Origin of the sequence: Serinicoccus shuyuelongi (genome assembly GCF_045032955.1) — a bacterium.
In the GTDB taxonomy this organism is placed as follows: Bacteria; Actinomycetota; Actinomycetes; order Actinomycetales; family Dermatophilaceae; genus Ornithinicoccus.
In genome coordinates, this window is record NZ_JBJFZU010000002.1 from 619,024 (window position 1) to 632,698 (window position 13,675).

General features: G+C 73.1%; 8 protein-coding genes. 6 read left to right on the plus strand and 2 right to left on the minus strand.

Features of this window, described 5'->3' with window-relative positions; translation table 11 throughout:
- Window positions 1–4 precede the first annotated feature (4 nt).
- Window positions 5–775 carry a hypothetical protein gene (locus tag ACI3EY_RS03150; protein WP_405039388.1) on the minus strand — a complete coding sequence of 257 codons (771 nt, stop codon included), beginning with the start codon at window positions 773–775 and terminating at the stop codon, window positions 5–7.
- Between the two features lie 107 nt (window positions 776–882).
- On the opposite strand from ACI3EY_RS03150, the gene topA reads away from it, so the two are divergent.
- Complete coding sequence (gene topA, locus ACI3EY_RS03155; protein WP_405039389.1) at window positions 883–3,606, plus strand: type I DNA topoisomerase; 2,724 nt, start codon at window positions 883–885, stop codon at window positions 3,604–3,606.
- Window positions 3,607–3,612: 6 nt separating this feature from the next.
- On the opposite strand, the gene ACI3EY_RS03160 is transcribed toward topA, so the two are convergent.
- A complete protein-coding gene (locus ACI3EY_RS03160) occupies window positions 3,613–4,827 on the minus strand; it encodes a trans-sulfuration enzyme family protein (RefSeq protein WP_405039390.1) in 1,215 nt (404 codons plus the stop codon).
- Window positions 4,828–5,049: 222 nt separating this feature from the next.
- Between ACI3EY_RS03160 and ACI3EY_RS03165 the strand changes: the two genes are divergently transcribed.
- The 5 genes from ACI3EY_RS03165 (at window position 5,050) to ACI3EY_RS03185 (ending at window position 13,657) form a co-directional block, all read left to right on the plus strand.
- A complete protein-coding gene (locus ACI3EY_RS03165) occupies window positions 5,050–10,308 on the plus strand; it encodes a cell wall-binding repeat-containing protein (protein ID WP_405039391.1) in 5,259 nt (1,752 codons plus the stop codon).
- Between the two features lie 90 nt (window positions 10,309–10,398).
- On the plus strand, window positions 10,399–10,905 hold the full coding sequence (locus tag ACI3EY_RS03170; RefSeq protein ID WP_405035677.1) for an Lrp/AsnC family transcriptional regulator: 507 nt from the start codon (window positions 10,399–10,401) through the stop codon (window positions 10,903–10,905).
- Between the two features lie 43 nt (window positions 10,906–10,948).
- Window positions 10,949–11,728: a MerR family transcriptional regulator gene (locus tag ACI3EY_RS03175; RefSeq protein WP_405035865.1), complete on the plus strand. Its 780-nt coding sequence runs from the start codon at window positions 10,949–10,951 to the stop codon at window positions 11,726–11,728.
- 55 nt (window positions 11,729–11,783) lie between these two features.
- Complete coding sequence (gene tmk / locus ACI3EY_RS03180; RefSeq protein WP_405035678.1) at window positions 11,784–12,449, plus strand: dTMP kinase; 666 nt, start codon at window positions 11,784–11,786, stop codon at window positions 12,447–12,449.
- Entirely contained in the window at window positions 12,446–13,657 is a 1,212-nt protein-coding gene (locus tag ACI3EY_RS03185) for a DNA polymerase III subunit delta' (RefSeq protein ID WP_405035679.1), read from the plus strand. Before tmk ends, ACI3EY_RS03185 begins: the two co-directional genes overlap by 4 nt.
- Window positions 13,658–13,675 lie beyond the last annotated feature (18 nt).

The following is a 13,675-nucleotide window of genomic DNA, read 5'->3' on the forward strand; positions in this document are numbered from 1 at the left end:
GGGCTCAGCCGTAGCGGTAGGCCGACCGGGACAGCGAGAACTGCCGACCCAGCTCGGTGCTGTCGCAGGACACGCCGTCCTCGGCGGCGGAGCAGCTGACCGGGCCGAGCTGCAGCTCCTGGCCGTAGGGGAGCACCGCGACCTCGACGCCGTCGACGTCCACCGTCTCGCCCCCCAGCTCGGCAGCCCACCAGCCGCCCTGGTCGAGCGCCCCGACCGGGGCCAGCGGCTCCGGCGGGCAGGTCCAGGCGCCCTGCTGGTCGGTGAGGATCAGGGCGTCCGCGTCCTCGGCGGTGCACCCGCCCAGGGAGGAGCCCACGAGCTGGTCGCCCGGCGGGGTGTAGGTCTTGTCGCTCACCTGGCAGGTGGCGCTGGTGGTGCTCATCACGCAGGAGACGTTGCCCGTCGGGCTGGTGAACGCGACCGGGGCCCCGGTCGCGACGACCGTCCCGTCACCCTGCTCGACCTCACGGTCGTCCTGGGCCACCACCTCGATGTCGGCGGGCTCGGTCGGCGGCCCATCACTCGAGTCCCCTCCGTCGCCCGCGTCCTCCGGGTCTCCCGCGTCGCCGGTGGCGGCCTCCCCGTCACCGGAGCCGTCGCCGACCTCACCACCGGACTGGTCGGCCGCGTCCTCCCCCTGGGTGGTGGAGGCGCCGTCGTCCTCGCCCCCGTCGTCGCAGCCGGCGAGCACCAGCGCACCGAGCGCCAGCAGCACGGCGGCGCCGCGCCCCCGCGCGGCACGCCTGGTACGGGTTCGGTGAGGCAGCGTCATAAGGACGCAGCGTAGTCGTTCGGGTGCGATGGGCTACGGTGACGCCCGAGGTCCCGTGTCAGGAGCCGCGACGAATCCGCGGCACACAGGGCGAAGGAGCGTGTCCCGTGGCAACAGGCAACAAGCTGGTGATCGTCGAGTCACCCGCCAAGGCGAAGAAGATCGGTGAGTACCTGGGCAAGGACTACCGGGTCGACGCGAGCGTCGGTCACATCCGGGACCTGCCCAACCCCTCCGAGCTGCCGGCCGACATGAAGAAGGGCCCGTACGGCAGGTTCGCGATCAACGTGGACGAGGGCTTCGACCCCTACTACGTGGTCGACGCGGACAAGAAGAAGAAGGTCACCGAGCTCAAGCGGGCTCTCAAGGACGTCGACGAGCTCTATCTCGCCACCGATGAGGACCGCGAGGGGGAGGCCATCGCCTGGCACCTGCTGGAGGTGCTCAAGCCCAAGGTGCCCGTGCACCGGATGGTCTTCCACGAGATCACCAAGGAGGCGATCCAGCGCGCGGTCGCCGACACGCGGGAGCTGGACACCGACCTGGTCGACGCGCAGGAGACGCGGCGGGTGCTGGACCGGCTCTTCGGCTACGAGGTGTCCCCGGTGCTGTGGCGCAAGGTCAAGCAGGGGCTGTCCGCCGGGCGCGTGCAGTCCGTCGCCACCCGCCTGGTGGTCGAGCGGGAGCGCGAGCGGATGGCCTTCCGGACCGCGTCCTACTGGGACGTCGAGGGTGAGTTCGCCCCGGACGGCAACACCGGGCAGGCCTTCGAGGCCAAGCTCACCGGGGTGGACGGTGCCAAGGTGGCGTCCGGGCGGGACTTCGCCGACGACGGCACGCTGCGCACGAAGAACACGGTCCAGCTGGACTCGGCGGCCGCCGAGGCGATCGCCGAGGGCACCAGCGGTGCCGACGTCGCGGTGCGCGAGGTCTCCGAGCGGCCCTACACCCGGCGCCCCTCGGCGCCGTTCACCACCTCGACCCTGCAGCAGGAGGCCTCCCGCAAGCTGCGGATGAACAGCCAGAGCGCGATGCGCACGGCGCAGCGGCTGTACGAGAACGGCTACATCACCTACATGCGGACCGACTCGACCAGCCTGTCGAGCGAGGCGGTCGGGGCGGCCCGCAACCAGGCCCGGGACATGTACGGCGCCGACTACGTGCCGGAGACCCCCCGCGCCTACGGCAAGAAGGCCAAGAACGCGCAGGAGGCGCACGAGGCGATCCGTCCCGCAGGGGACAGCTTCCGCACCCCCGCCCAGGTCGCCGGTGAGCTCCGCGGCCAGGAGTACGCCCTCTACGAGCTGATCTGGAAGCGGACCGTCGCCTCGCAGATGGCCGACGCCAAGGGCTCGACCGCCAGCGTCAAGCTGACCGCCACGCTGCCCGAGGGGACCAGCGCGGCGGGCACCCGCTACGCCAGCGCGGAGTACTCGGCTTCTGGCACCGTGATCACCTTCCGCGGCTTCCTCGCCGCCTACGAGGAGGGGCGCGACGAGAGCCGCTACGGCGACGACGGCGCGATGGGTATGCGCCTTCCCAAGCTCTCCGAGGGGGTCTCCCTGGAGACCCTGCGGGCCGAGGCGCAGGGTCACCAGACCAGCCCGCCCGCCCGCTACACCGAGGCCACCCTGGTCAAGGCGCTGGAGGAGCGCGGCATCGGCCGCCCGTCGACCTACGCCGCGACGGTCAGCACGGTCCAGGACCGCGGCTACGTGCGCACCCGTGGCTCGGCGCTGATCCCCACCTGGCTCGCCTTCGCGGTGACCCAGCTGCTGGAACGGCACTTCCCCCGGCTGGTCGACTACGACTTCACCGCCGCGATGGAGGAGGACCTGGACGCCATCGCCCGCGGGGAGCAGCAGCGGGTGGCCTGGCTGCAGCGGTTCTACTTCGGTGACGAGGCGACCTCGACCGAGGGTCTGCGGGACCTGGTCGAGGACCTGGGTGAGATCGACGCCCGCGCCATCTCGGCCGTCCGCACCTCCGACGGCACCCTGGTCCGGGTCGGTCGTTACGGCCCCTACGTGGAGGTCGCCGACGAGGACGGGGAGCCCCGACGGGCGACCGTCCCCGACGACATCGCCCCCGACGAGATGACCGCCGCGAAGGCGGACGAGCTGCTGGCCGCTGCCGCCGACGACGGTCGGGTGCTGGGCACCGACCCGGAGACGGGGCGCGAGATCGTGGCCAGGAACGGTCGCTACGGCCCCTACGTCACCGAGGTGCTCGAGGAGCCGGAGGAGGGCGCCAAGAAGAAGGCGAAGGCCAAGCCGCGCACCGGCTCGCTCTTCCAGGGCATGGACCTGGCCACCATCGACCTGGACACGGCCCTGAGCCTGCTCTCCCTGCCGCGGGTGGTCGGTGCGGACGCCGAAGGGGTGGAGATCACCGCGCAGAACGGACGCTACGGGCCCTACCTGAAGAAGGGCACGGACAGCCGTTCGCTGGAGCGTGAGGAGCAGATCTTCGCGATCACCCTGGAGGAGGCGCTGGCGATCTACGCCCAGCCCAAGCAGCGCGGTCGCGGTGCGGCCAAGCCGCCGTTGGCCGAGTTCGGTGAGGACCCGGTCTCGGGCAAGAAGGTCGTCGTCAAGGACGGCCGCTTCGGGCCCTACGTCACCGACGGCGAGACCAACGCGACGCTGCGCCGGGGCGACGAGCCCGAGGAGCTCACCGAGGAGCGGGCGTTCGAGCTGATCGCCGAGAAGCGCGCCAAGGGTCCGACGACGCGCAAGAAGCCCGCCCGCAAGGCTCCCGCCAAGAAGGCCCCCGCCAAGAAGGCACCGGCGAAGAAGCCGGCCACCAAGGCGTCGACCCCCAAGGCGTAGGGGCGCTCAGACCAGGGAGTCGTGCTCCTGCCGCTGGTCCTCCAGGACGTTCGCGGCCAGGATCGCCTGCTCCAGGTCGGCGATGATGTCCTCCGGCGTCTCCAGTCCCACCGAGAGCCGCAGGATGCCGGCGGCGGGCCGGGCGTCCTCGGCCACCGGGCGGTGGGTCAGCGCCGCCGGGTGCTGGACGAGCGAGTCCACGCCGCCGAGCGAGACGGCGTGCGTGACGAGGCGGCAGGACCGGGCGACCGCCGCGGCCCGGCGGTAGCTGCCCAGGTCCAGGGCCAGCACCGCTCCGGGCCCGGACATCTGGGTGCCGACCAGGCCGGCCGGGTCGCAGCCCGGCGCGCCCGGGTAGAGCACCCGCTGCACGTCGGCCTTCCCGGCCAGCCACCGGGCGATCACCTGCGCGCTCTCCTGCTGCGAGCGGACCCGCAGCGGGAGCGTCTGCAGACCGCGGTGCGCCAGGTATGCCGACAGCGGGTGCAGCACCGCGCCGGTGACCGCGCGGACCGGCCGGATCCGCTCGGCCCAGGCGTCGGAGGTGACCAGCGCACCGGCCAGCACGTCGCCGTGGCCGGCCAGGAACTTGGTCACCGAGTGCAGCACGATGGTGGCGCCGTGCTCCAGCGGGCGCTGCAGCACCGGCGTGGCGAAGGTGTTGTCGACCAGCACCGGCACCCCTCCGGCGGCCCGCGCCACCGCGCGCAGGTCGACCAGGTCCAGGGTCGGGTTGGCGGGGGTCTCGACGACGACCAGGCCGGTGTCCGGCTCGAGGGCGTCCGCGATGCCGTCGACGTCCGTCCAGGTCACCCGGGTGCCCAGCAGCCCCGTCGCCAGCAGGTGGTCCGAGCCGCCGTAGAGCGGGCGAACCGCCACCACGTGCGGGGTTCCTGCCCCCACGCAGGCCAGCAGGACGGCACTGAGCGCGGCCATCCCGGAGGCGAAGGCGACCCCGGCCTCCCCGCCCTCGAGATCGGCGAGGGCCTCCTCGAAGCGGGCCACGCCCGGGCTCCACAGCCGCTGGTAGACGGCTGACTGACCCTCGAGCCGCTCCCCGCCGCCGGCCATCTGGTCGTAGGCCTCCCCGCCGGCCTCGACGTCCGGGAGCGGGTAGGTGCTGGACAGGTCGATCGGGGGGACGTGGACGCCGAGGGCGGTCAGGTCCGCGCGGCCCGCGTGCACGGCGCGGGTGTCGACGCCGGGGTGCTGTGAAGTCATACGACCAGGATGGAGAGCCTGCGGTAAAACGTCAAGAACTCCACAGGATCAGCGCAAGAATCAGCAGAACAACAGGCATACCTGCGGTGTGTCTGCCTCGGCGCCGTGGGTATAGCGGTGCCGAGCAGGCCGGGCCTAGTCTTCGCTCAGGGTTGGGCTCAGGGACGGGACGCTGGGAGGCGACGCATGGACGCAGGTCGGGGCAGGCGATGGTGGGCGACGGTGTGTGCCGCGGTGCTGGCGGGCGGTGGCCTGCTGGCCGCCACGCCCGTCGCGGCGTCCGCCGCTCCGACCCAGGACGCGCGGGACAAGATCGAGGCGGCCGTGCAGGAGGACTTCGAGGAGCGTGACCGGGTCGACTTCTGGGTGCGCCTGCAGGAGCGTCCGGACCTGAGCGTCTACGAGGGGGTGGACGACTGGACGGCCCGCGGTCAGGGCGTGTACGACGCGCTGACCAGCACCGCCGAGCAGAGCCAGCGGGGGGTCAGGGCCAAGCTCGACTCCGCGGGCGTCGGCTACAGCACGTTCTGGATCAGCAACGCCGTCCGGGTGAGCGGCGGCTCGGAGCAGCTGGCGCTCGACCTCGCCGGACGCGCCGAGGTGGAGGGTATCTACCCCACGGTCAGCTACCAGGCACCGGACCCGGAGCCGTCCCCCGACGGGGAGATCGGGCCCGCCGCGGTGGAGTGGGGGATCGCGGACATCAACGCCGACGACGTGTGGAGCGAGTTCGGCGTCACCGGCGAGGGTGTGGTCGTCGCCTCCATCGACACCGGCGTGCAGTACGACCACCCGGCGCTCGTCGGCTCCTACCGGGGCAACCAGGGCGACGGCACCTTCGACCACGACTACAGCTGGTTCGACGCCGCGGGGGTCTCGCCGGACGAACCGGTCGACACGGACGGGCACGGCAGTCACGTCACCGGCACGATGGCCGGGGACGACGGCGGGGACAACCAGATCGGGGTGGCCCCCGGCGTCCGGTGGATCGCGGCCAACGGCTGCTGCCCCAGCGACCAGGCGCTGATCGAGTCGGGCCAGTGGATGCTGGCCCCGACCCGCACCGACGGCACCGACCCCGACCCGGCCATGCGGCCGCACGTCATCAACAACTCCTGGGGCACCCTGGCCCCGTCCAACGACCCGTTCATGGAGGACGTCTCGCTGGCCTGGGCCGCGGCCGGGCAGTTCGGCGTCTGGGCCAACGGCAACAACGGGCCCGGCTGCGAGTCCTCCGGGTCCCCGGGGAGCCGGATCGTCAACTACTCGGTGGGCAACTACGACGCCGCCGCCGAGATCAACCCCCTCTCCAGCCGCGGCGCCGGGCAGGACGGCGCGATCAAACCGGACGTGTCCGCCCCGGGCACCGAGGTGCGCTCCTCCGTCCCGGGCAACGGGTATGCCTACTACAGCGGTACCTCGATGGCGTCCCCGCACGTGGCGGGCGCCATCGCGCTGCTCTGGTCGGGGGCGCCCGCCCTGGTCGGGGACATCGACCTGACCCGGGAGCTGCTGGACGGCACCGCCGTCGACACCCCCGACGACCAGTGCGGTGGCACCGACGCCGACAACAACGTCTTCGGTGAGGGCCGCCTGGACGCGCTGGCGCTGCTGGAGGCCGCGCCCACCGGGGAGACCGGCGTCGTCGAGGGCACCGTGACCGACGCGACCACCGGGGACCCGCTCCCGGGTGCGGTCGTCACCGTGGAGGGGCCGCTGGAGCGCACCCTGTCCACCGGCGCCGACGGCAGCTACCGAGCCCTCGTCACCTCCGGTGACTACACGCTCACCGCCTCCCGGTTCGGCTGGGAGCAGGCGGTGGCCTCGGTCACCGTCCCGCTGGACGGGACGGTCACCCAGGACTTCGCGCTCGAGCCGTCCCCGGTCGGCACCGTCAGCGGCACCGTCACCGACGGGTCGGGGCAGGGCTACCCGCTGTACGCCAAGGTCTCGGTGGCGGGGACGTCGCTGCTGACCTTCACCGACCCCGCCGACGGCAGCTACGAGCTCGACGTCCCGCTGGACACCCCGGCCCATCTGCGGGTCGAGGTCCAGTACCCCGGCTACCAGGTGGCGACCAGCGACCTCGACCTCGCGGGTGACGCGGTCGTCGACGTGGCCGCCCTGGTCGATGCCGACTCCTGCACCGCCCCCGGGTACCAGCGCACCACCGACGGTCTGTCCGAGACCTTCGACGACGGGGTCACCCCGTCGGGCTGGAGCGTCGAGGACGTGGTCGGCAACGGCCAGGTATGGGCGTTCGACGACCCGGCCGGCCGGGGCAACATGACCGGGGGCGAGGGTGGCGCCGCCATCGTCGACAGCGACTTCTACGGGCCCGAGGGCACGCAGGACACCTCGCTGGTCTCACCGGTGGTCGACCTCGGTGCGGAGAGCGCCCCCTCGGTGACCTTCTCGCACAGCTTCGAGCAGTGGGACGCCGAGGTCGCCGACGTGGACCTCAGCATCGACGGCGGTGACACCTGGACGACGGTCGCCAGCTACACGACGCCCCAGCCGGGCGTGACGCGGACGATCCCGCTGCCGACCGCGGCCAACCAGACTGAGGTCCGGCTGCGCTGGCACTACCACGACGCCGCCTGGGCGCTGTGGTGGCAGGTGGACGACGTGCTCATCGGGTCGCGTACCTGCGACCCCTCCGGCGAGGGTGGCTACGTCTACGGCAACGTCTCCTCCGGGGTCGACGGGGCGCCCGTGCGGGGCGCCGTCGTCACGAGTCTCGACGCCCCGGACGACCGGGGGACCAGCACCGACACCCCCGCCGACGTGAACCAGGACGACGGCTTCTACTGGCTCTTCAGCACTCTCGCCGGGGAGCACCCGTTCGAGGCCGCGGCCCGTCTGTACACGCCCGCGACCCAGCAGGTGACCGTCCCCGACGGCGGCGCGGTGCGCGCGGACGTCACCCTGGACGGTGGCGTCCTGTCCGTGGACCCGAGTTCGATCGACACGGAGGTGCTGCTGGGCGGCTCCGACAGCGCCGAGCTCACCGTCACCAACGAGGGCACGGCCGCGGCCGAGGTCGTCCTCGCCGAGGTGTCCGGCAGCTCGACCATCCTGCGGGCCGACGGGCGAGCCGTCACCAGCACCGACGCGCAGGGGGCGCCCGCCAGGACCAGCCCGGTGGACGCCTCGGTCTCCGCCGCGCCGGGTCTCGACCTGCAGCCCGGGCAGCGCCCGGCAGGACGGGAGCCCCAGGAGGAGCCGTGGACCGAGCTCACGCCCTTCCCGTTCCCGGTGGTGGACTCCCGGACCGTGACCGTCGACGGCGACTGGGTGGTCCTCGGCGGCAGTGACGGCCTCGAGCCGAGCGCCGCTGTGCACCGGTACGACCCCGAGGGGATGGAGTGGACCGAGCTGGCCCCGCTCCCGGAGCCGGTCAACGCGCCGGCAGCCGGGGTCACCGGTGGCCAGCTCGTGGTCAGCGGTGGCTGGGACGCCTCCGGGTCCCCGACCACGGCGACGGCCGTCTACGATGCGGGGGCTGACTCCTGGTCGGAGGCCGCCGACAACCCGGCCGCCGTCTCCGCCGCCGGTCAGGCGGTGCTCGACGGACGGCTCTACACCGTGGCGGGATGCACCACCGCCGACTGCTCACCGGCCTCCAGCGCGGTGAGCGCCTACGACCCCGGCTCGGACAGCTGGGAGGAGCTCGCGGAGTACCCGGAGGCGAGCGCCTTCGTCTCCTGCGGCGGCATCGAGGGGCGGCTCTACTGCACCGGTGGCGTCCAGCCGGACAGCGGCGAGGGGAGCTCGTCGACCTACGCCTACGACCCGTCCTCGGACACCTGGTCCCCGGTCGCCCAGGCACCTTCGGACTCCTGGGGCAGCGCCTACGCAGCTGCCGACGGCTCGCTCGTCGTCAGTGGCGGGATCCAGCAGGGAGGGGTGTCCAACGAGGCCTTCGCCTACGACCCGGTCGACGACAGCTGGGCGGACCTGCCCAACCCGAACGTCGCGGCATACCGCGGCTCGGGGGCGTGCGGCTTCGTCCAGGTCGGCGGGGTCGACGACTACGGCCCGCTCGACGTGGTCGAGTACCTCCCAGGATTCGAGGAATGCGGCGACACCGGGGCCGACGTGCCCTGGTTGAGCCTGTCGGAGACCGAGCTGTCGCTGGCACCCGGGGAGTCGGCGACCGTGCAGGTCGTCACCGACGGTGACGTCGCGCAACCGGGCACCTACACGGCCGGCGTCCGCGTCGGTGGCGGTGTCCCGGGCAGCGACCCCACCGTCGAGGTGACCATGTCGGTGCTGCCCCCGAACGCGTGGGGCAAGCTCGCCGGCGTCGTCGACGGCCAGGACTGCACCGGCTCGGGCACGCCCCTGGGCGGTGCCGTGGTCGACGCCCACCCGGAACGTGCCGACCAGCCGTCCTGGCGGATGGTGACCGACACCGAGGGCAGGTATGCCCGGTGGATCGACACCCGGGTGGGTGACCTCGAGCTCATCGCCTCGGCGGCCGGCCACCTCAGCGCGTCGGCCGATGTCGCACCGGTGCGCGGTCAGGTCGTCGAGCAGGACTTCACCCTGCTGGACGAGGACTGCGAGCAGCCGCCCGGGCCGGTCCACCCCGACGTCGTCCGGGTGGCCGGCGAGCACCGCTACGGCACCGCGGTGGCGCTCTCGCAGGGCTACGAGCCCGGCGTCGAGGTGGCCTTCGTGGCCACCGGGGCGACCTACCCGGACGCCCTGGCGGCGGCCGCCCTGGCTGGCAGCACCGAGGCCCCGGTGCTGCTCACCAGGCCCGGCTCGCTGCCGGGCGTGACCTCGGCGGAGCTGCAGCGCCTCGACCCGCAGGAGGTCGTCGTCCTCGGCGGTGAGGCGGCGGTCACGGACGAGGTCCTGGACCAGGTCGAGCACGTCGCCCAGGCACCGACCCGTCGGGTGGCGGGGCTGGACCGCTATCGCACCGCAGCCCTGGTCGCGCAGGAGTTCGGCTCCTCGGGCACCGCCTACGTCGCGACCGGACACACCTATCCCGACGCCCTGGCGGCGGCGGCCGTCGCCGGGGCTCAGGACGCGCCCGTGCTGCTGGTGCGGCCCGGGTCGGTGCCCGCCGCCACGGCGAGCGCCCTGCGCGACCTGGGGACGCAGGAGATCGTGCTGCTCGGCGGTGAGGGCGCCGTCGGCGAGGCCGTCGAGACGGCCCTCGCCGAGTTCGGGACGGTCACCCGGGTGGCGGGTGCCGACCGCTACGGCACGGCGGCGCTGGTCTCGCGGGCCTACGACACCGCCGACCCGGTCTACGTCGCCTCCGGGCAGGACTGGCCGGACGCGCTCGCCGGGGCGGCCCGGGCGGGGGCGCAGGAGGTGCCGATGCTGCTGGTGCGCAAGGACGGGGTGCCCGGGGCCACCTGGTCCGCGCTGGAGCGGCTGGAGCCCGGACGGATCGTCGTCCTTGGCGGCACGATGGCCGTCCAGGAGGGCGTGCTGGACCAGTTGCGGACCCTGGAGTAGGTCGGGCGAGGGTCACGTCGGGGCAGCCCGGTCGCGCGGTGCGCGGCCGGGCTGCCGCACGGACGGCGCCGATGCGCATACCCTCGTGTCGTGCCGAAGATTCCTCGTGACGCCAAACCGCTCGACGACACCGACCTGGCGCTGGTCCGCCTGCTGGAGCAGGACGGCCGGATGTCCAACGCGATGCTCTCCCGGGAGGTGGGGATCGCCGAGTCCACCTGCCTGGTCCGGGTCCGGTCGCTGCGGGAGCGCGGTGTCGTCCGCGGGATCCACGCGGACATCGACCCGGTGTCGGTCGGCAGGCCGGTCGAGGCGATGATCGCGGTGCGCTTCGGTGGCCACCGGCGGGCCAACTTCGAGGAGTTCACCCAGCAGGTGCCCGAACTGCCGGGGGTGCTGGGTGCCTTCCACGTGTCCGGCGCCATCGACTACTACGTGCACGTCGCGGTGCCCAGCGCGGACGCGCTGCGGGACTTCGTGCTCGACCACCTGACGAACCGTCCGGGGGTGCTGCACGCCGAGACCTCGCTGATCTTCGAGTCGCTCCGCGGGCGGGGCACGCTGACCGGCGACGAGGCCGACCCGCTCCCGGCTTGACCCTCACGCACCGTGAGGCAGCACGCTCGGATGCGTGGACACGATGACTGAGCAGCCGTTGACCGTCGGCCAGGTGGCCGAGGAGGTCGGCGTCAGCGTGCGCACCCTGCACCACTACGACGAGATCGGTCTCGTGGTGCCCTCGGAGCGCAGCTACGCCGGCTACCGCCTCTACACCGGGCCGGACCTGCAGCGGCTGCAGCACGTCGTCGTCTACCGCCGGCTCGGACTCGGGCTGACGGAGATCGCGACGCTGCTGCGCGACGAGGCCGACACCGGCACGGTTGTCGAGCACCTGCGCCGGCAGCGGGCGAGGGTCACGGACCAGGTCGCCGAGCTCACCCGGCTCGTAGCGGCCATCGACCGAGCACTGGAGGGTGAGATGAACGGGTACCAGATCAGCCGCGCCGAGCAGCGGGAGATCTTCGGTGAGAGCTTCGCCGACAACTTCGACGACTACCAGGCGGAGGCGGAGCAGCGCTGGGGCGACACCGACGCCTGGCGGCAGTCGTCCAGCCGGACGAAGTCCTACGGCAAGGAGGAGTGGGAGCAGATCAAGGCCGAGCAGGACGAGATCAACGCCCGCTTCGTGGCGCTGCTGCAGGCAGGAGAGCCGACAGGCTCGGAGGCGGCGATGGACGCCGCGGAGGAGGGCCGTCAGCAGATCTGCCGCTGGTTCTACGACTGCCCGCGCGAGATGCACGCCAACATCTCCCGGCTCTATGTGGACGACCCGCGGTTCGAGAAGACCTACGAGGACCTCGCGGCGGGGTTGGCCAGGTACGTGCACGAGGCGGCCGTCGCCAACGCCGCCCGGGGCTGACGCCCGGCTGTGGACGGCCGGGGGTGAGGTCATACCCGTCCCGTAGGCTGCCCAGGTGATCGTCCGGACCCCGCCCACCACCGCCTCGAGCGGTCGTGGGCGGGGTCTGCTCATCGCGTTCGAGGGGGGCGACGGGGCCGGCAAGTCGACCCAGTCGCGGCTGCTGGGGCAGTGGTTGCAGGAGCAGGGGTATGCCGTCCTGCACACCCGTGAGCCGGGTGGCACCACCCTGGGCCGGACCCTGCGGGAGCTGGTGCTGCACGGCGAGGACGGGTCGGTGGCCCCGCGGGCGGAGGCCCTGATCTTCGCGGCCGACCGCGCGCAGCACGTCGCCACCGTGGTCCGGCCGGCGCTCGAGCGGGACGAGATCGTCCTCACCGACCGCTACCTGGACTCCTCCGTCGCCTACCAGGGCGCCGCCCGCGAGCTCGGGCACGAGGAGGTGCGCGACCTGTCGTTGTGGGCGGTCGAGGGTCTGGTGCCTGACCTCACCGTGCTGCTGGACGTGAGCCCCGAGCAGGGCCGGGAGCGGCGCGGCGCCGTGCACGACCGGCTCGAGCGGGAGGCCGACGACTTCCACGACCGGGTGCGGCACGGTTTCCGCACGCTCGCCGCGGACGCGCCGGAGCGGTATCTGGTGCTCGACGCGGGCGAGGGCGTGGACGGGCTCGCGGACGCGGTGCGTGCCCGGGTGGCCGGGCTCCTGGAGGCGCGACGGTGAGCGTCTTCGGCCAGCTCGTCGGGCAGCAGCGGGTGGTGGCGACGCTCAGCCGCGCCGCCGGGCACCCGCCCTCGATGACCCACGCCTGGCTGTTCACCGGTCCCCCCGGATCCGGGCGCTCGGTGGCGGCCCGCACCTTCGCCGCTGCCCTGCAGTGCGAAGGGCCGGGCACGGGCGCTGGGCAGCGGGACGGGGCGACGGAAGAGGTGGCGGGTGAGGCGGAGCCGGGACCCGGCTGCGGCCGCTGCCAGCCCTGCCGGATGGTGATGGCCGGCAGCCACCCCGACGTGCGCGTCGTGGACACCGAGCAGACCTTCATCAAGGTCGCCGAGGCGCGCGAGCTCGTGCTGGAGGCGCAGGCCCGCCCCAGCCTGGGCCGCTGGCGGGTGGTCATCGTCGAGGACGCGGACCGGCTCAACGACCACTCCGCGAACACGCTGCTGAAGTCCCTGGAGGAGCCCACCGCCCGCACCGTCTGGATGCTCTGCGCCCCCTCCCTGGAGGACGTGCTGGTGACCATCCGCTCGCGCTGCCGGCACGTGCGCCTCGGCACCCCCGCGGCCGACGCGGTCGCCGAGCTGCTGGTCCGGCGCGACCGGGTCGACCCCGCGATGGCGCACTACGCCGCCCGGGCGGCGCAGAGCCACATCGGCATCGCCAAGCGGCTGGCGACCGACGAGCACGCGCGGGCCCGACGCCGGGAGATCACCTCGATCCCGCTCGGGCTGGACTCGTTGGGCGCCGCCCTGCGCTGCGCCCAGGACCTCGTCGACGAGGCGGGGGAAGGGGCCAAGGCGACCTCGGAGGACCACGCTGCCGAGCAGCGCCGCGACCTGCTCGAGCAGCTCGGGGCCGATCCCGCCGCCCGCACCCAGCCGCCGTCGGTGCGATCGCACCTGAAGCGGTTGGACGACCGGCTCAAGGCGGAGGCCCGGCGCCAGCAGCACGACAGCATCGACGCCGCACTGACCGACCTGGCCTCGGTGTACCGGGACGCGTTGCTGCTGGCCACCGGGGCGAGGGGGGTCGGGCTGATCAACACCGGCGAACCGGAGCAGATCGAGCGGCTCGCTCGTTCCTTCACCCCGGAGGGGCTGCTGCAGGCGCTCGAGACCATCGGGACCGCACGGCAGCGGCTGATCGCCAACGGAGCGCCTCTGCTCGTGCTCGAAGCAATGATGATTGGCTTGATCTTGCCTCGGGGGTGAGATCACGGTGAAGGGACC

Bases quoted from the DNA above. Each gene is read 5' to 3' on its own strand.
- ACI3EY_RS03150 (WP_405039388.1), bottom strand. From the start codon at position 775: ATGACGCTGCCTCACCGAACCCGTACCAGGCGTGCCGCGCGGGGGCGC.
- ACI3EY_RS03160 (WP_405039390.1), bottom strand. From the start codon at position 4,827: ATGACTTCACAGCACCCCGGCGTCGACACCCGCGCCGTGCACGCGGGC.
- ACI3EY_RS03175 (WP_405035865.1), top strand. From the start codon at position 10,949: ATGACTGAGCAGCCGTTGACCGTCGGCCAGGTGGCCGAGGAGGTCGGC.